This window comes from Pseudomonas sp. GW821-FHT05H12, from assembly GCF_059419385.1.
Window position 1 is genome coordinate 13,145 of sequence record NZ_JBWKRS010000023.1, and the last position, 16,665, is coordinate 29,809.

At 57.9% G+C, this 16,665-nt stretch carries 16 protein-coding genes; 7 read left to right on the plus strand and 9 right to left on the minus strand.

Annotation, left to right across the window (positions count from 1 at the left end; genetic code table 11):
* Window positions 1-10: 10 nt before the first annotated feature.
* On the plus strand, window positions 11-1,033 hold the full coding sequence (locus AC07SU_RS19680; protein WP_026083090.1) for an ABC transporter permease: 1,023 nt from the start codon (window positions 11-13) through the stop codon (window positions 1,031-1,033).
* A 169-nt stretch (window positions 1,034-1,202) separates the two neighbouring features.
* Here the strand turns inward: AC07SU_RS19680 and AC07SU_RS19685 are convergent, their stop codons facing one another.
* A complete protein-coding gene (locus AC07SU_RS19685; protein ID WP_494997966.1) occupies window positions 1,203-5,954 on the minus strand; it encodes a dermonecrotic toxin domain-containing protein in 4,752 nt (1,583 codons plus the stop codon).
* A 373-nt stretch (window positions 5,955-6,327) separates the two neighbouring features.
* Between AC07SU_RS19685 and AC07SU_RS19690 the strand changes: the two genes are divergently transcribed.
* The 3 genes from AC07SU_RS19690 (at window position 6,328) to AC07SU_RS19700 (ending at window position 8,828) form a co-directional block, all read left to right on the plus strand.
* Window positions 6,328-6,732, plus strand: a complete 405-nt coding sequence (locus AC07SU_RS19690; protein WP_010564800.1) for a TraR/DksA family transcriptional regulator — start codon at window positions 6,328-6,330, stop codon at window positions 6,730-6,732.
* Between the two features lie 544 nt (window positions 6,733-7,276).
* On the plus strand, window positions 7,277-8,509 hold the full coding sequence (locus AC07SU_RS19695; RefSeq protein ID WP_494998022.1) for a methyl-accepting chemotaxis protein: 1,233 nt from the start codon (window positions 7,277-7,279) through the stop codon (window positions 8,507-8,509).
* 115 nt (window positions 8,510-8,624) lie between these two features.
* Window positions 8,625-8,828, plus strand: coding sequence for a hypothetical protein (locus AC07SU_RS19700; protein ID WP_176999053.1), 204 nt, complete (start codon window positions 8,625-8,627; stop codon window positions 8,826-8,828).
* A 6-nt stretch (window positions 8,829-8,834) separates the two neighbouring features.
* Here AC07SU_RS19700 and AC07SU_RS19705 read toward each other — a convergent pair whose 3' ends face one another.
* The 3 genes from AC07SU_RS19705 to AC07SU_RS19715 all read right to left on the minus strand — a co-directional run bounded on the left by AC07SU_RS19705 (window position 8,835) and on the right by AC07SU_RS19715 (window position 9,759).
* Complete coding sequence (locus tag AC07SU_RS19705; protein ID WP_494997967.1) at window positions 8,835-9,071, minus strand: DUF2789 domain-containing protein; 237 nt, start codon at window positions 9,069-9,071, stop codon at window positions 8,835-8,837.
* Window positions 9,072-9,142: 71 nt separating this feature from the next.
* Window positions 9,143-9,373: a hypothetical protein gene (locus tag AC07SU_RS19710; protein ID WP_176999055.1), complete on the minus strand. Its 231-nt coding sequence runs from the start codon at window positions 9,371-9,373 to the stop codon at window positions 9,143-9,145.
* A gap of 110 nt (window positions 9,374-9,483) precedes the next feature.
* The gene (locus AC07SU_RS19715) at window positions 9,484-9,759 is read right to left on the minus strand and encodes a hypothetical protein (RefSeq protein WP_176999056.1); all 276 of its coding nucleotides are present in this window, start codon (window positions 9,757-9,759) and stop codon (window positions 9,484-9,486) included.
* 415 nt (window positions 9,760-10,174) lie between these two features.
* On the opposite strand from AC07SU_RS19715, the gene AC07SU_RS19720 reads away from it, so the two are divergent.
* Both AC07SU_RS19720 and AC07SU_RS19725 read left to right on the plus strand, forming a co-directional pair.
* A complete protein-coding gene (locus tag AC07SU_RS19720; RefSeq protein ID WP_174244875.1) occupies window positions 10,175-10,624 on the plus strand; it encodes a hypothetical protein in 450 nt (149 codons plus the stop codon).
* 132 nt (window positions 10,625-10,756) lie between these two features.
* A complete protein-coding gene (locus AC07SU_RS19725; protein WP_494997968.1) occupies window positions 10,757-11,773 on the plus strand; it encodes an ABC transporter substrate-binding protein in 1,017 nt (338 codons plus the stop codon).
* Between the two features lie 141 nt (window positions 11,774-11,914).
* Here AC07SU_RS19725 and AC07SU_RS19730 read toward each other — a convergent pair whose 3' ends face one another.
* Both AC07SU_RS19730 and AC07SU_RS19735 read right to left on the minus strand, forming a co-directional pair.
* Window positions 11,915-14,041, minus strand: a complete 2,127-nt coding sequence (locus tag AC07SU_RS19730; RefSeq protein WP_494997969.1) for a TonB-dependent receptor — start codon at window positions 14,039-14,041, stop codon at window positions 11,915-11,917.
* A 95-nt stretch (window positions 14,042-14,136) separates the two neighbouring features.
* On the minus strand, window positions 14,137-14,526 hold the full coding sequence (locus tag AC07SU_RS19735) for a DUF2946 domain-containing protein (RefSeq protein WP_494997970.1): 390 nt from the start codon (window positions 14,524-14,526) through the stop codon (window positions 14,137-14,139).
* 93 nt (window positions 14,527-14,619) lie between these two features.
* Here AC07SU_RS19735 and AC07SU_RS19740 point away from each other — a divergent pair, with 93 nt between their 5' ends.
* Window positions 14,620-15,057: a DUF3995 domain-containing protein gene (locus tag AC07SU_RS19740; RefSeq protein ID WP_494997971.1), complete on the plus strand. Its 438-nt coding sequence runs from the start codon at window positions 14,620-14,622 to the stop codon at window positions 15,055-15,057.
* Between the two features lie 33 nt (window positions 15,058-15,090).
* Here the strand turns inward: AC07SU_RS19740 and AC07SU_RS19745 are convergent, their stop codons facing one another.
* The 3 genes from AC07SU_RS19745 to AC07SU_RS19755 form a co-directional block, all read right to left on the minus strand.
* Window positions 15,091-15,501 carry a DUF6896 domain-containing protein gene (locus AC07SU_RS19745; RefSeq protein WP_494997972.1) on the minus strand — a complete coding sequence of 137 codons (411 nt, stop codon included), beginning with the start codon at window positions 15,499-15,501 and terminating at the stop codon, window positions 15,091-15,093.
* Window positions 15,502-15,545: 44 nt separating this feature from the next.
* Window positions 15,546-16,181 (minus strand): hypothetical protein, encoded by a 636-nt coding sequence (locus AC07SU_RS19750; protein WP_494997973.1) that lies wholly within the window; start codon window positions 16,179-16,181, stop codon window positions 15,546-15,548.
* A 135-nt stretch (window positions 16,182-16,316) separates the two neighbouring features.
* On the minus strand, window positions 16,317-16,649 hold the full coding sequence (locus AC07SU_RS19755) for a hypothetical protein (RefSeq protein ID WP_494997974.1): 333 nt from the start codon (window positions 16,647-16,649) through the stop codon (window positions 16,317-16,319).
* Window positions 16,650-16,665 lie beyond the last annotated feature (16 nt).

Genomic DNA, 16,665 nt, shown 5'->3' on the forward strand with positions numbered 1-16,665 from the left:
GTGATTGGCTATGAACGCAATAACAGACAACAAGCCCGCCACGGCACCGGTCAAGCACCGTCGACGCATGCCGACCGAACTGAGCATTTTCCTGGTGCTGATCGGCATCGGCCTGGTGTTTGAACTGTTCGGCTGGATCGTGCGCGACCAGAGCTTTTTGATGAACTCCCAGCGCCTGGTGCTGATGATCCTGCAGGTGTCGATCATCGGCCTGCTGGCCATCGGTGTGACGCAAGTGATCATCACCACCGGGATCGACCTGTCCTCGGGCTCAGTGCTGGCGCTGTCGGCGATGATCGCCGCGAGCCTGGCGCAGACCTCGGACTTTTCCCGGGCGGTGTTCCCCAGCCTGACTGACTTGCCGGTGTGGATACCGGTGGCGATGGGATTGGGTGTGGGGCTGTTGGCCGGGGCAATCAACGGCAGCATCATTGCCGTCACGGGGATTCCACCTTTTATTGCAACCCTCGGCATGATGGTGTCGGCCCGTGGCCTGGCGCGTTACTACACCGAAGGCCAGCCGGTGAGCATGCTCTCGGACTCGTACACGGCCATCGGCCATGGCGCGATGCCGGTGATCATCTTCCTGGTGGTGGCGGTGATCTTCCACATTGCCTTGCGCTACACCAAGTACGGCAAATACACCTACGCCATCGGCGGCAACATGCAGGCGGCGCGGACTTCGGGTATCAACGTCAAGCGCCATTTGATCATCGTGTACAGCATCGCAGGCCTCTTGGCAGGTTTGGCCGGTGTGGTGGCCTCGGCACGTGCCGCGACCGGGCAGGCGGGCATGGGCATGTCCTATGAGCTGGACGCGATTGCGGCGGCCGTGATCGGCGGCACCAGCCTGGCGGGCGGGGTAGGGCGCATCACCGGCACCGTGATCGGCGCGCTGATCCTCGGGGTGATGGCCAGCGGGTTTACCTTTGTCGGCGTGGATGCGTACATCCAGGACATCATCAAGGGCCTGATCATCGTCATCGCGGTGGTGATCGACCAATACCGTAACAAGCGCAAACTCAAACGCTGATCACACGCAGGTCCTGTAGTGAGCGGGCTTGCCCCGCGCCAGCCGCAACGCGGTCCCCAACCGGGCTCCGAATATCAATAGATGGAACACGGTGGTTGGGTTGGGATAGGTGGTGCGCCTGGCGCAGGGCAAGCCTGCTCACTACTGCTTCAGGTGCGCCGCGGGGGATTCAAGGCGCCAGCGGGAGGAACCATCGTTCAGCCAGCCCTCGGCTGATGCTCCCTCGATGCACATCCACCACGTTTTGCGGGTTTTGTGCCTTGCTTAGCAGCGAGTAATAGCTCTCGGTACGCTGTGCTTTGGTCTTGATATGGGCCACGGTGTACTCAAGCTTGGGGGTTTCCTTCTGCGGGTAATGAAAGTGCGCGTACCACAACGGGGATCCACGTTTGTCGTTGATGGCATATTCCTGGATAAAGTCGCAGCGTTCCCCTCGCAGCGGAATGCGCGACCCGAGGCTGGCCAACTGGACCTGATCCTGCTCAAGCAGGTAGGCCACATGGCTGTCGGTCGGCACAAGGGCAAGGGTGCGCTCAATGCGCAGAGCGCGGCCTTTGCCCTTCAAGGTATCCACCGCGTTGCGTAATTGGCTGACCAGGTTTAGGTCGGCGCTGACCTGCTCTTCTTTGGGCTGGGCTGAAATGGCGCGATCCAGCTCATTGGCCAGCTCTGCGTAACGCGATGCTTCGACATCCAGGCTCTCCTGTATTTCGATCGGGAACCGCGACATCTGCGCATAGCGTTCCTGGCGTTTGATTGTCGGCTCCAAGGCGTTTAGACGCTGGCGTGCCTCCCCCTTGACGATACTGAGCGCGCGGGTTTTCGGCTGCGACCCCGACGCGGAGGGCCGATGCTGGAACTCGACCTCATCCCAACCACTTTCGTGCTCCGAGTAAGTGGCCAACAACTGGTCTGTTTGCTCGGAACGAACCTCCACCGTATCGATAGGTAAGACGTTGTCGGCGGGCTTCATGTTGCCGATCAAAATGCCTTGCCTGCGGGTCTTGATCACTTTTTTCTGGATTCTATCGGGAGCGCTCAGTGCGCGCTTGGGCGGGCGCTTCGCCGTTTCGGGCAATGGCTTGACCTCGGCGGCCAACTGTTGCATGACGTCTTGATACAGCGAGTTCACCAGTGCCTGCAAAGGCTGGAAATGGGCCATGTCCAGGCTCTCGGCGTGCACGATGGTGAGGCCCTGTAAGGCATCCACTGCGGGGGCGTAATGTTGGAAGAGGCTGTCCAGTACGGCGATTCGGTCGGCAGGGCCGAGGTTGAGGGTATTGAGTTCGCTATGGGTGCGTAGGTGTCGGCCCAGTGGGTCGAGGATCAGATCCAGCTCGTTGTGGAACAAACCGTCGCGCCAGTTCTTTTTGCTCAGGTATTTGAAGTTCTGTAATTGCGAGTATTTGAGGGCGAGGGCGCTGATTTCATCCGGACGCCCTTCTGTCAGGCGGTTGTAGGTCTCTGGGCCGGGCTTGCCAAGGTTGAATAGCTCCAGCAAGGAGCGATCCTTGATTTCCAGAGCGTTGATCTGGCGCTCATTGATCAGGCTTATATCCTTTAGAAACTGCGCGTAGCGCGGCGGGTTCAGAAGAATTGCCGGCAGCGCCTGCTCGTAGGGCGCTTTCAAGTCTGGGTTTTCGACGTACAGCGCCTGGCGATCCATGTCGGCGACCACCACCGACTTGCGCGCATTGTTCACAGTGTTTTCCAGAAAGATGGCGGCGACGTTGGCGGGCATCGCAATCCCCAGTTCGCTACGTTCCTTACGGCTGTCGAGAAACCCCATGAAAACATTCATTTGTTCATGGAGGGCATTGTCGAAATTCTTGCGTGTGTTGGCGCGGGCCTGGTCGCTGTACTTGGGGTCGGTGGCGGCTTTTTCCATCAGCATTTGCGCCATGTCTACCTTTTCTTGCAGCAATTGTTGCGGGCTTTTGAGGCTCACCAGGCGACCTTGTTGCATGACTTGAGGGCTGTTGGTGAACCGTGTCTGTTCTTCGCCCAGTTGCTGCTTGCGCAAGGCTTTGCGTTCGCGTTCGGCCGCAATGCGCTTGGGGGGCATGCCGCCACGTAGGCGCAACTGCAAGTCGATCGACCAGTTACCCTGGCCGTCTGATTTAAGGTAAGGGCCTTCGCGTCGGGTATTGAAAGGATCGACGATCACCACGCCATCGGTTTCCCGGCGAACCTGATACCAGCGCGAGTCAATGAGTGCGTACCAATCCCGTAGGTGGTGGTAGAGGCCGCGATGCGGCCCGCTCGCCACGGGGTCAGGTAGCACTTCGGGTTTGGGCGCCTGGAGCAGTGAAAGACGCTGCTGCTGGTCGGCTGTCAGCCGCTGGCGCGCGCTGGCAAAGCTGAAGTCGAACACACAGCTTTCCAACCCCGAGCTACCGCCGCCCAACAGGACGGTGCCATGTTCAATAACCGGGGCCGGAAGCGGCGGCCATTGTTCCGGTACGCGCCGTTCCAGCGGCGAACGCAGGATCTGCCATGTGTGGGCGTCCGACGAACTGCGTTTGGGTGACACGAGTGTCGGTGCCAGTTCGAACATCAGCAGGCCGACGTTCAGCAGCAGGTCTGCCCATGCGAGTTCTCGCGTCTCGGCGTCTGCACTGTTGAGTGCCGGGATGTCCCGGCTGGCGCTGCCTGCCAGGCTCAACAACCAGCCGGTCAGCATCAGCGGCCCACGCGCCAGCGGTAGCAGCAACGTACTGAACAGCAGCCCGGCACCCTCGAGGAGCACTTGCCAGCGACTCTCGGCATTGGACACGGACTCACGTTCAGCCTGATCGACCAACGCTCGCGCATTAGCGCCGTACAGGTACTGCATCAGCTGGCCATTGGCTAAAAACTGCAACAGCTCATCATTGATACCGTTCGCGGCAAGCGTAGCCGGTACTGGGATTTCGGGCAGGTCGAACTCGCTGCCGGCACCAAACCTGACGTAGTGCGGCTGCTGAAAGCCACCGTTGTCGTAGATCGGCCGCGCACCGTCAGACAGCCAGGTCAGGACGCTGGTTTGCAGCTCGCCCGGTGCGGCAATGGCGCTCATCAACTGTTCGCGGCTATTGAACTGCAGCAGCATGTCGGTATACAGCGGACGATACAGGATATGAGGCCCGGTTTCGCCGGCTTCGCTTTCGATGATGTACATGTTAGTGACCGCATCGGCCGAAGCGCCGGGTTTGCGCATCAGGGCGAGTTGGCGAATGACGACGGCGCGGCCGTCTACTCGTCGTTCATCTGCCTGACGAGCCACCAATGCGGTGACATAGGCGGCGCCCTGTGCCGTAAATCCATTGATTTGCCTGAGGCTCGACTCCAGTGCAAGCAAGGGGAGTTGCGCTTCGGTTTGTTCGGCAAATCGACGTTCTCGTTGCTGTACTGCTTCGTTACCCTCAAGTAGATGGGCCTTGAGCATTTCAGGGTAGTTCTTGCCAATGTTGACCTGCTGGATCAGACCACCGCTGCCATTGATATAGTCGGCCGTGAGCCAGGCGGGCAGGGGCAGGTTGTTGCGATGGGCCACGGTGAGTTGCCCCCGTGGCTGGCTTTGCAGGTTGTTGATGGCCAGGTCCGTCAGGCTCATGTGGATTTTTTCGACGTAGCCCGCGCCGCCTGGGTAGCCGGCAGCCACATGAAAGGTCAGTTGCAGGTCATCGGGATCCCATTGCGCGGCGTGTTCCGGCCCGGAGTGGGCAGTGCCCAGGCGGGCTTCATCCTTGAGCAGTTGATCGAGCAAGGCGGTTTGGGTGTAGGTACGGATATCCGGTATATCGCTGAGAAACGTCTCGCCCTCGCTGCGCTTTTTCGCGCTGGCCAGTTTCAGGCTGTAATGCCGGTATTGCATGCGCTCGCCAGGGGTGGCCCGGCTCAGCCATTCAGGCAGGTCGCGGCGCAACGTGGTCAGTGTGCGAGAGCTGTAGAGCGCGGCGTTGTCAAAGCTCGCCACCGGGTCGGTGATCTGCCAATACACAGCCTGCAACGCCTGTAGCCCGAATGGCGTGCCCAATCTCAGCCCCTGCAACTGTTGCAGTTGGCGATTGAGGATGATGGCCGTTTGCGCATCAAACAGGTGACCGTCTGCCTCGAAGCGTTGGGTGGTGATACGTTCGAATGCGGCGTCCCGTTCCAGGGGCGCGGCCCAGTCCGATAGCGCCGAATCCATGGTGTAGTCACGCTCGTAACCGCCCGCCACGGAGCACCTTAAAATATGCGGCTGGCCTTTATAAACCGGTATCAGTATCAAGTCCGCACCCAGGCGTTGCTGAGCCCGCTTGCCAGCGGTGAACGTCGCCATCGGAAAGTAAGCATGGACGGCGGCATCACCAAAGCGTGCAATGCGCTGGTCGTGGTCGGGGCATTCAACCAGTTGATCGAGCATCTCGCGCTCCTCGGGCATTAGGTCATTCTTTTGGATGAGCGTCATGCGCAAGGTGTCTCTGAGCGCCTCGCTGAACCAGTGCCAGCGCGTTACGCCAGCGTCGCCTGGGCTGTTCCAGTAAGCGGCGAGGGCATTTTGCAGGGCGGTCGGCAGGGTCTGGGGGAGAGATTCGATCAGTGCCTGGATCAGCGTCATGTCCAGTGGCTGATCATTGGCCCGCAAGGGCGTGGTCGGTTCGTCACTGAGGTGGCAAGGACGACCGTGGCGGTCGCTGAAGTCCGGCGCCTTGCCGTTGGCGAGATAATCGAGCGTCAGCGCCATGAGTGACTGCCGGGCCCATCCACCCCGGGACGTGGGGATGAGCAATTGAGTGCGGTTCAGGTCGATGTTGAGCGTGGGATAGGCTTGGGCGATGAATGTCGCCAGCAAATGCTGAGTGACTGCAGCCAGTGTCGGGCGGGAGGCGAACTGCGCGTTGACCGCGCCGCTGAGAGGTTCACCGGCAGGCGATGGGGGAGAACTGAGGGGCATAACGGGGCCTTTTCGGGTCGATAATGGAAACAGGCCTTAGCTAATGCCCATTGGCCCTCGGCCTGGCGGTAGCTATTGCTGGGCCCTAAATCAACCATTCGTCTTTCATATAGCTCCACAACCCTGAATTTCTTGCTATAAACGCACTCCGATGACCATTCGCCGAGCCCGTCCTGGTGCTTTTGGGGGTTGTTTGGGAAAAATTGCCTGTCTTTTCAGTTGCTGCGCCCTCAAGTCGGCCTTAGACTGCCGCCCCTCGTAAATTGAGTGCCGGGTGGCGCTTGGAATGGACGGCGCCCTTCCGAGACCTGCAGAGGTCGGCCGGAACGCTCCCTTATTCGCCTTAATGCACGTATTTTTTATAGAGAAATCAATGACAAAGGAAAAGTTGCTGGCCATGCCGGCGGATGACTACATGAATGCCGAACAGCACGCTTTTTTCGAGCAGTTGCTGCAAGACATGAAAGTGGAACACCACGAGCGCATTGAGCAGAACCGTATCGCCATTGAAAGCCTGGACACCCCGGCTGACCCGGCCGACGCCGCTTCCGTTGAAGAAGAGCGCACCTGGCTGGTGAACGCCATTGATCGCGACCAGCGCATGCTGCCGCAACTTGAACGCGCGCTGGAGCGCATCAAGGAAGATTCCTTTGGCTGGTGTGATGACAGCGGCGAGCCTATCGGCCTCAAGCGCCTGCTGATCAGCCCGACCACCAAGTACTGCATCGAAGCGCAAGAGCGCCACGAGCAGATCGACAAGCACCAGCGTCAAGCCTGATGCGGTGAAACGGGGGGCCGAGCCGTCGGTGCCCCGAGAAACACCTGTTACGCCCCGTCTATTGATCTGCTGCAAGCCACCCCACTAAAGGCCCATGGATAATGGCCCGATAGTGGCGTTTAATGCAGACACAATAACGACAAGCAGTGGGGTAACAACGATGGCTGGAGACGGATCTCTGATGGGCGCAGCAGTGCCACCGCATTCGGTGGCGCGCACGCTGCCCGGCTGGCTGACGCCGTTCTTGCAGAGCGCTGCCCTGGTGCTCGTGCTGCTTAGCCTGGCGTTTGCCAGCTTGCCGATATACCTGTGCCTGCCACTGGCCTTGCTGGTGATCTGGCTGCCTCGCCTTAAAAGTCGTACGCCGGTGATCGCTCCTTCTGAAGGCGCCGATGCGATTGGCGACCTAACCCGCGATCTTTCCTACACAACAAGTCATAACGCATTGTCCGCTGCCGGCGTGGCCTATTCGGTCAAGCAACTGGCTGCACGCTTGCAGTCGCAGTTGAGCGCCGCCAAGCAAATTGTCAGCAGCGCCGAGGTGATGATCGGCACCGAAAAGGTCACCTCTGAACTTAGCCGTCAAGCGCTGGGCGCAGCCAGCCAGGCCCATCAGCGCAGCACCGAAGGCCGCGAAGTGTTGGCCCAATCGATCACCCGCATGCACCAGCTCAGTCAGCGCGCGAACGCCAGCCGCGAGCTGATCGAAGCCCTGAGCCAGCGCAGCGAAGAAATCCAGCGGGTTACCCTGGTGATTCAGTCCATCGCCAGCCAGACCAACCTGTTGGCGCTGAACGCCGCCATTGAAGCCGCGCGGGCTGGCGAGCATGGGCGCGGGTTTGCCGTGGTGGCTGATGAAGTGCGCGGCCTGGCCGGGCGCACCGCCACCGCCACCGATGAAGTCGGGGTGATGGTCGCCGATATCCAGCAACGCACGGCCCAGGTGGTGGAGCAGATTCGCCAACTCTCGGCGGACCTGCACGCTGGCGTCGAACAGGTGGAGCATGCTGGCGGGCAACTCGAGAGCATCGCCAGCCTGGCGGCGGACGTGGAAGGGCAGGTCAATGCGATCGCCGAGGGCGCCGATACCAACCGCACCCAGCTCGACAGCCTGTTCCACGCCGTGGAGCAGATGCGCAGCGACCTTACCGTCAGCGACCAGCAAACCCGTCAGCTCGCCGACGCCGCCGTGCAAATGGAAGGGCAGGCCGAGACCATCAGCGAGCGCCTGGCCGAAGTTGGCCTGGATGACTATCACCAGCGGATCTACGACTTGGCCCGCGAAGGTGCCAATCGTATTGCCGAGCAGTTCGAGGCCGATGTGCAGCAAAGCCGCATCAGCCTGGAAGACTTGTTCGATCGCAGCTACACAGCCATTCCCAATACCAGCCCCACCAAATACCACTCGCGTTTTGACGGTTATACCGACCAGGTCTTGCCGGCGATCCAGGAAGCCTTGCTGCCCCGACATGAGGGGCTGGTATTTGCAATTGCCTGCACGCCCCAAGGCTATGTACCGACCCATAACAAAGCGTTTTCTCACGCCCTGACCGGCGATGCGCAGGTCGACGCCGTGCAGAACCGCACCAAACGCAAGTTCGAGGACCGTACTGGCATTCGTTGTGGCAGCCATCAACAGGCGGTGTTGTTGCAGACTTACACCCGTGATACCGGGGAGCTGATGCACGACTTGTCCGTGCCAATCATGGTCAAGGGCCGCCATTGGGGTGGGTTGCGTCTGGGCTATAAACCGGAGGGGGCGAAGGCCACGGGCTAGTGATTGTTGCTGTTTATGCAACGCAGCTATTCCGGGGATAGCTTTTTCCTACTGGCAGAAAACCGTAGCATGGCGAACATTGTTAGCCAGCTAACTAATGCTGCGGAGAAGCGCCATGCAAAACAAAGTCGATGTCGCCGTGATGATCGGCAGTGGTGTGCCTGAAACCTTGCGTGCGCTGGGTCAGAAAGCTTGCTGGGTAGTGCTGCTGAACGGGGAGCAGCGCGGCACGGCGTTCGCCAGCCGTGAAGAAGCGCAGGAATGCCAGGCTGCCTGGCAAGCGCTGTTGCGCCTGGAACAGTCAGACAGCCTGCATTGAGCAGCCTTATTGCGGTTGATGCAGGCGCTGGTTCAACTCGTCCACGGCAATCGCCCATTCGGCGTCTTCACGCAGCTCCTCCTTCAGGAACTGCGCTTGCTGGGGCGTCCAGAAGGGCGCGTCGATCAACTTCACGTCTTCAGGCAGCGGGTGCGCGACAATGAAGGCGTCAATCGCCTCGGGCGTAGAGTCCAGGCCCAGTTGTTCGAACAGTGTTTCCAGCGTGGGTAGTGGCGCGTCCATATCGATCTCCCTGCAAGGTGATGGTCGTTGTGCATGGGAGGCCTGCCGCGCTTCAGAGTTCTATCGGATTATCAGGAATTGAGTGCGCCGCAATCCACCGCAGCCTTCAACGCCTTTGCGGCTTCCTTGGCCGCGATGGCCGCGGCGTCGACGGTTTTGAACCAGCGATCTTTTTCGACCTGGTGCGTGGTGACCGTGGTCAGCGGTGGTTTGGCGCGCATGATAATGACTGCCTGAAACTCACCGTCTACTTCCCTGGCATCGCCATGGATGAAAAATTCGCCAATATCAAATTCCGTCACGTATAGCCTTCCCTTCAAGGTAACTGCACTGATGAAACTTGACCCGCTAGGGACAAACTTCAATGGACGGGCCAGTATGGCAGTTGTTGGCGGGCGAGGGCGCAGTAAACTCACCCAGCTGATGAAACGACTGCGCCGTAAGGGGCGTGCAGGATCGCTTCAAGCTTTTTGGCCAGTTCACAGGCTTTGTCGTGATTGCTGCGAAAGCCTTTGACCCGGCCACTGGTGACTTCACGGATATGGAAAAAATTCCTGCCGGCAGGAATGACTTGGTAAAGGACTGAATCCGGATACCCGTCATGGCCGTGCAGGCGGTAATATGGGCTCTCGTCCTGGCAAGATGAACGAGTAGTGGAATAGAGTGTATCGTGTCGAGGGTGTTGCATGGCCAGCTCCCGTTGATCGATCTTGTTGACCCACCAGCAGCGTTTCGGGTGGTTTTGACCCGTGTTGCTGTTTTAGTATTGTTGGCGGCAGCCTTGGTCGAGTTCCAAGCCAGATCGTTACATTTGTTTAGGCTGTCGGAAAACTGCATTTTTAATTGGGTTATTCTCTGAAGTTGGCCGACCCGTGTTCTCTGGTCGTTGAACCTGTGATCTCCTGTGGTGCCGGATGACCTTGCAAAGGGTCCATCGCGTACGTCTGTACTAGTCTTACGGCGCAGCAGCAGGCTCTACTTCAGCTTTTTTTACAAATGCGTTGTGTGATCGAGCCGTAACGGCCTTTTTTTGTGCTGCCCGCTCAGGCGGTCAGCGCTCTTTTCGATGTGGGGGCGTTTCCTTGGCAGTCAGTAATCTGGATATGCACGCGTTATTCGTGCTGGGTGATTTGCGCGCAAAGTTGGTCAAGCAGTTCCAATCACGTTTTGTTTACATCACTGAACAGACGCCGGAAGGCATCTATATCGCTGAGATCGATACCGAAACAGCGATGGTCGTGGATGACAAGCCACGCCTGGAACTCAAGGTAGGCGATCACTTTCGTGCGGCGGTATTGCCCAGTCGCGAAGGTGGCAAGTTCGAACTGAAGTTCCGCGATATCAAGTTGACCGTGTATGGCCTGGGCGATTACGCCTTTGTGTCCTCTGCCGAAGGGCAGGGCATCGTGTTCAAGGAAGGCCACAGTGTGATGCTGGTATTCGCCGCCAACGAACAATTGCAGGAAGGGCTGACCAAGACCCTCAAGGCCGTGACCGGCAAGGCCGCCAAGTGGCGCAAGGGCGAGCTGGTGACCTTCAAGGCCAGCGAGTAGTCCATAAACACCGCGTGTACCGTTCTCTCCCGGAACCTCTACTACAGTTGAGTTGACTTAACTATTCAGAGGCTTCGCGCATAGGCAGCAAAGCCATCCGCTATTGGCTGCGACATCGCGAGGTGCAAAGGCATGAAAGGATTGAGAACGCTGTTGGCTGCATCGCTGACCACACTGGGCCTGTCGATGGCTGCGTCGCCTGTGACCGCTGCCGAGGCGCCGGTGCATTTCGCCGACCTGAACTGGGAAAGCGGCAGCCTCATCACTGAGGTGCTGAGGTTTATCGTGGAGAAGGGCTATGACCTGCCCACCGATACCTTGCCCGGCACCACCATCACCCTGGAAACCGCCCTCGCCAAGAATGACATCCAGGTGATCGGCGAAGAGTGGGCTGGCCGCAGCCCCGTGTGGATCAAGGCCGAAGCCGAAGGTAAGGTGGTGGGCCTGGGCGATACGGTCAAAGGCGCGACCGAAGGTTGGTGGGTGCCGGAGTACGTGGTCAAGGGTGATCCCGCCAAAGGCCTCAAGCCCCTGGCGCCCGACCTCAAGCGCGTGCAGGACCTGGCGCGCTACAAGGACGTGTTCAAGGACCCCGAGTCCCCTGGCAAAGGGCGCTTTCTCAACAGCCCCATCGGCTGGACTTCGGAAGTGGTCAACGCCCAGAAGCTCAAGGCCTATGGCCTGGACGACAGCTATGTGAATTTTCGCAGCGGTTCGGGCGCAGCCCTGGATGCCGAAATCGCCTCGTCGATTCGTCGTGGCAAGCCGGTGCTGTTCTACTACTGGTCACCGACTCCCCTGATGGGCCGCTTCAAGCTGATCCAGCTGGAAGAACCACCGTTTGATGCCGATGCCTGGAAGACGCTCACCGATGCAGACAACCCCAACCCGAGGCCGACGCGTTCGTTGGCGTCCAAGCTGAGCATTGGTGTGTCGACGCCGTTCCAGAAGGAACATCCGCAGATCGCCGAGTTTTTTTCCAAGGTTCAGTTTCCCATCGGGCCGTTGAATAAAGCGTTGGCCGCGATGAGCGAAAATCACACGCCGCCGCGGGATGTCGCCCAGGTGTTTCTCAAGGAGCATCCCGAGGTGTGGAAGGCGTGGTTGACTGAGGATGTGGCGCAGAAGGTGGAAGCAAGTTTGAAGTAATTGCAGGTATTACCACCCAGTGGAGCTCCAACTGTGGGAGCTGGCTTGCCTGCGATGGCGGTGAGTCAGGCAACAAATTTGTTACCTGACATACCGCCATCGCGGGCAAGCCCGGCTCCCACATTGACCGGGTGGTGCGTTTTAGAACTTGGTTTGCACGGCCAATTCAAAGGTCCTCGGCGATCCCAGGTAATACGCCGGCGACACATGGGCAAACTCGGCATACACCTCGTTGGTCAGGTTGCGCACGCGCCCGGTCACCGAAGTGTGCGAGTCCACCTTGTAGCGCAGGAATGTCCCGAACAACGTGTAGGCCGGCACCGTCTGTGTGTTGGCATTGTCTGCATACACCTGCGCCACATACCTCGCATCCACACCCCCTTGCCAGTCCTCGGCAAAGTCATAAGTCAGCCACAGGTTGCCCACCTGCTTGGGCACATTGGTCGGCGTATTGCCTTTGCGCGAGACCACGGCGCCGCTGGCGATTTTCTCGTTGAAGTCATCGTATTCGGCGTCGACCCAGGCGAAGTTGCCTTCGGCCAATAGCCTCGGGGTGATGCGCAGCGAGCTGGCCAACTCAATGCCCTTGGACGATTGCGCGCCCACCGGAATGCTGTTGGTCGGGTCCAGTGGGTCGGTAACAGCAAAGTCCTTTCGCTCAATCTTGTAGGCGGCAACGGTGGCCGACCCACGACCGTCCAGGTAGTCGAACTTGCTGCCCACTTCCCACTGTTTTCCCGTCGAGACGTCGAACACTTGCGTGGTGGTGTTCGGCTGTTCGGCGGCGGTGCTGTATTGCACATACACATTGGCCGTCGGGATGAATTGGTAGGTCAGGCCCACGCGGCCGGTTACCGGTTCCCAACTGCGGGTGAAGTGCCGTGGGTTGGTTGCGGTTACGGTTCGGTGATTGGTCACATCCAGGTCGATGGCGTCGTAGCGCAGGCCGGTGAGCAGGGAGAGTTTATCGGTCAGGCCCAGGCGATTTTCCACGAACAGCGCACGGGTGGTGACCTCGTTGGTCTTGTCGCTGACAAAGCCCGGCTTGGTGCCCGGGATGTCATAGAAGTGCCCCGGGTTGTAATTGTTCGGGTCCACCGTGCTGTTGCCCGGTACGTTGAGCGGGTTGTTGGTGGTGCTGTTGACCTTGTATTCAAAGCCACCGGACCAGGTGGTCGACAGCCCGAACAGGCTGTCGTCGTGACGCAGCTCGAACTGGTTGCCGTTTTGCTCACCCTGATGGCGCACTTGGTAGGCGGTGGAGCGGTTCACTGCGCTGTTGTCGGCGTTGTACTGGTAGGTTTCCAGGTTGCGGTAGTCGCGCTGGCTGTCCAGGTGATACAGGGTGTTCTTCAGGGTGGTGCTGTCGTTGATCCGGTAATCGATGATCGAGCGCGCCCAGATCGTGCGCTGCTCGTAACGGCCATCGGCGACGTTGTAGTTGTTGAAGCGGTTATGCCGGTCGATCTTCAGCTCGCCGGCCTTGGGGTTGAGTACTGGTGTGCCCCAGTAGGGGCTGTCTTCGTGCTCATCCTGGTATTCCAGGGCCAGGGTATGGGACAGGTCTGGCGTCAGGTCACTGAGCAGGGAAAACGCCACGCTCCAGGCATCCCGCTGATCGCGATCAATGTAGCTGTGGTTGGTGTTGCGGCTTACATCCAGGCGCGCGTAGTGCTGCACCTCGGCACCCGGTTCGGTCAGGGCATGATTGACGCCAAAGGCCATGCCGGCCGTGTCGTAGCTGCCATAGGTGAGTTGGCCCTCGGCAGCTTGCTCTTCACGGGTAGCCAGTTTGGTCACGTAGTTCAGCGAGCCGCCCACAGAGCCGGCGCCGTTGATCAGCGAGGAGGGGCCGCCCACCAGCTCGACGCGGTCGTAGATCCACGCATCCACCGGCCGTGCCAGGCCAGTCGCGACGTTGATGCCGTTGAACATTTGGGTGATCTGGCTGCTGGTAAAGCCACGGTACGACACGAACCCGCCAAACCCCGGCGGTGCACTCGCGTTGACGCCAGGCAGGGTGTTGGCCGCATCGCGGAAGGTCTTGGCGCCATGGCGCTCGATGTCATTTCGATTGGCGATCGCCACCGATGCTGGGGTTTCCCGCACGCTCAATCCGAGGCGAGACGCCATGCCGCTGGATTGATCCAGGGTCAGGCCGGGTTCGGTGGCTTGATCGCCATCAATGGTCGTGGGGGCCAACTCGATGGCCAAGGCGCAGACAGGCAGGCAGCCGAACAGGCCCGCCAACAGGGGAAGATGTTTCATGGTTGAATCCTGAAAAACTTGGCTTGAAAACAACGCACAGCCGGCCGTAATCCCCGACGGGAGCGGTGGTCAGTGCTGATCAGAAAGCGAAGGTGTCAGGCAAAAACAGGCGGCGCGCGCGGGTGAGCCGTGGGCCAGGTGAAGCGGGCAGGGATGTCGGCAGCCACAACCACCGCAGGCGGTGGCGCGTGGGGTTGTGGCAACACCGCCACATTGAGGCTGGTATTGAGCGCCGGGCCCATGCCACCCGATGAACACAGCGGGCAACCGAACGCCTTCGACAGCGTCGGCAGGTTCTCATCGGTCGAGTTCTTCTGTGCCGGCGCCTGGGTACGCGGGTCCACCGTACAGAACTGCCCGCCGATGCCATTGAGCTGCATCCCCAGCATCTGCCCATGACCAATACTGCACGCGAACACATTGAACAGGACGCAGCAATAGAGCATCCAGGCAATGAGCGAGCGGTCGGCACGGGCGATTTTCATGGGGCGGCACTTTACCATCAGCGGCCGACGAAATGCCTACAAAAAATCTCAGGCCGACTATCCTCATTCGCACGTTTTCAGGGAGAGCCAGCCATGAGCTTTGTCGTCGCACGATGGATCGTCGGGATTTTCACCTGCATCAGCATGGTGCACCTGTATTGGGCCGCAGGCGGCAAACTCGGTAGCCTGGCCGCCATCCCCCAGTTGCCCGGCGAATTCGCCCGAGGGCCACGGCCCGCGTTCAAGCCTTCGGCGTTGGGCACCTTTCTGGTGGCGATGGGGCTGGTGGCGATAGCGCTGCTGGTTTGCCTGCGCGCCGGGCTGTATTTCTCGGCGGTGTCCCATGGCGCGTTGCAATGGGGAATCAGCGCGATAGCCGTGATCATGTTTGCCAGGGCGATCGGGGATTCGGAGCTGGTGGGGTTTTTCAAGAAGGTGGGTGGGTCTAGGTTTGCCAGGTTGGATACGTATTTTTATTCGCCGTTGTGTTTGGTGTTGGGGGTGGGGTTGTTGGTGGTGGCGTGGGGGTGAGGGGCTGGCCGGTAATCAGCCCGGTTATCACAGTCATGATTCAATAAAGTACAAACTGGACATCGCCCCTGGGATTTTCTTGGCTTTGCCTAGCTTTAGGTACTCGTTGAAGTCGTGCTCCAAAAAATCTCTATCTGTGTACTGTTTGTATTTTTCCGGAAGCTCACAAGCGTATATAAATAGCCGCCAAAGGTCGAAGCCGTCGACCCTGTCATCAGGGCCGTAGTCGAAGTCGATACATATTTCAGATATGTAAACACGGCAGCCAATCCCATGCAGTTCGTAGGTTACATCGCCACTCACTGAGCCTCGTTGCGGGATTTTTTTAGTGCGCCATAAGCCAAGAATGTTTTTGGTTCCAAAAGCGTGCTTAAGTAAGTTTGTTGCTTTCTTTACTTGCGCTAAATGTTCGCTGATAAGATTTTCAATTTTGCTATCGCTCATCGCCTTGCAATTACTCATGGGTGCGTAGAATCTTTGCGGTTTAGTTATATTCCTTCGGCGCTGTATCCATCAGCGATAATTGCGAGAACGGTTTCTGAATCGCTGCTAGATTTGAAACAATAATTTTTCTTGCTTTGTATGTTGGTGAAGTGTTTAGAATTTTGTGAGGGCTCAATATTTTCTTCGCTTACGCCAAGTGTCTCAGTGCCAAGCGCGCCATAAGCCTGGAAAGCAGTGGGGTTATGAAAAGTGATCACTAAAAAATCGCCGTGTAGATCGGAAAAAACAACCCATAGCTCATTTTTTTTGCAACATATCTGTTCGATAGTTCCTTTGGGGATTTCAAACGTATTTTCAATGCGAACTCTTTTATTTAGAGGCTGGTCTGGGGTCCAGAAAGTCAAGTCAGATACATGTCGTTCTATGTCGTCCATATCATCATCTCCAAGAGTGTCGTCAAACTTTCGAGAAATGATCGAGCGTACTTTTGCTAGGCGATGAGTGATCGCACAATCGTCAATGAAGTCGGTAGTTGCTTTTCTATATTCGTCAGTGGAATTAGGCTTTTCCGCGTAATAGCTACCCATTTTACGTAGGGATATCAACATGAATTCGACTTCTTTAAGGGCGTCAAGTGCTTCTGCTCCCGTGAGGGTGATACTTCGATTCTGTTTTAGCATAATTTTCTGCTCGTGATTTTAAGGTTTTTGTTGTTGAATTTATTTTTGGTCTTGGAATAATGGTGTTTGAAATGAGTTTTTAATTTTCATTTGACTAGGAGTGTTGGCGTTAGTGGTTGTCCTGTGGTGGTCAGGTTAGAAGAAGAAAAATAGCCCGGTATGGTTTTTTATCGCTAAGGTGTTTAATTTTATTAGTTTTTCGATGATGGTTGAGTTTGTAGGTGTTTTTATTGTATGCAATATGCCTAGTGCTTTTTTTAGATCTTTGAAGGTGTCAATTTTTTCGTCTTCGTATTCGTCGATTAATTTTCCAAGGGTGATATTTATAGTGTCTATCGCGTTGGGCTCTAAGAGTTCTTTATATTCTCTAGGAGTGAGATTGATTGTTTTGAGTAAAGAGTTTGGGCAAGTGCCTGTATCCATTAAGAACATGGCCTCAGGACTGAGCGGGACACAGATCATCTTCATTTTTTTAGTTTCCTTG

Bases quoted from the DNA above. Each gene is read 5' to 3' on its own strand.
- AC07SU_RS19680 (WP_026083090.1), top strand. From the start codon at position 11: ATGAACGCAATAACAGACAACAAGCCCGCCACGGCACCGGTCAAGCAC.
- AC07SU_RS19685 (WP_494997966.1), bottom strand. From the start codon at position 5,954: ATGCCCCTCAGTTCTCCCCCATCGCCTGCCGGTGAACCTCTCAGCGGC.
- AC07SU_RS19690 (WP_010564800.1), top strand. From the start codon at position 6,328: ATGACAAAGGAAAAGTTGCTGGCCATGCCGGCGGATGACTACATGAAT.
- AC07SU_RS19695 (WP_494998022.1), top strand. From the start codon at position 7,277: ATGATCGGCACCGAAAAGGTCACCTCTGAACTTAGCCGTCAAGCGCTG.
- AC07SU_RS19700 (WP_176999053.1), top strand. From the start codon at position 8,625: ATGCAAAACAAAGTCGATGTCGCCGTGATGATCGGCAGTGGTGTGCCT.
- AC07SU_RS19705 (WP_494997967.1), bottom strand. From the start codon at position 9,071: ATGGACGCGCCACTACCCACGCTGGAAACACTGTTCGAACAACTGGGC.
- AC07SU_RS19715 (WP_176999056.1), bottom strand. From the start codon at position 9,759: ATGCAACACCCTCGACACGATACACTCTATTCCACTACTCGTTCATCT.
- AC07SU_RS19720 (WP_174244875.1), top strand. From the start codon at position 10,175: ATGCACGCGTTATTCGTGCTGGGTGATTTGCGCGCAAAGTTGGTCAAG.
- AC07SU_RS19725 (WP_494997968.1), top strand. From the start codon at position 10,757: ATGAAAGGATTGAGAACGCTGTTGGCTGCATCGCTGACCACACTGGGC.
- AC07SU_RS19730 (WP_494997969.1), bottom strand. From the start codon at position 14,041: ATGAAACATCTTCCCCTGTTGGCGGGCCTGTTCGGCTGCCTGCCTGTC.
- AC07SU_RS19735 (WP_494997970.1), bottom strand. From the start codon at position 14,526: ATGAAAATCGCCCGTGCCGACCGCTCGCTCATTGCCTGGATGCTCTAT.
- AC07SU_RS19740 (WP_494997971.1), top strand. From the start codon at position 14,620: ATGAGCTTTGTCGTCGCACGATGGATCGTCGGGATTTTCACCTGCATC.
- AC07SU_RS19745 (WP_494997972.1), bottom strand. From the start codon at position 15,501: ATGAGCGATAGCAAAATTGAAAATCTTATCAGCGAACATTTAGCGCAA.
- AC07SU_RS19750 (WP_494997973.1), bottom strand. From the start codon at position 16,181: ATGCTAAAACAGAATCGAAGTATCACCCTCACGGGAGCAGAAGCACTT.
- AC07SU_RS19755 (WP_494997974.1), bottom strand. From the start codon at position 16,649: ATGAAGATGATCTGTGTCCCGCTCAGTCCTGAGGCCATGTTCTTAATG.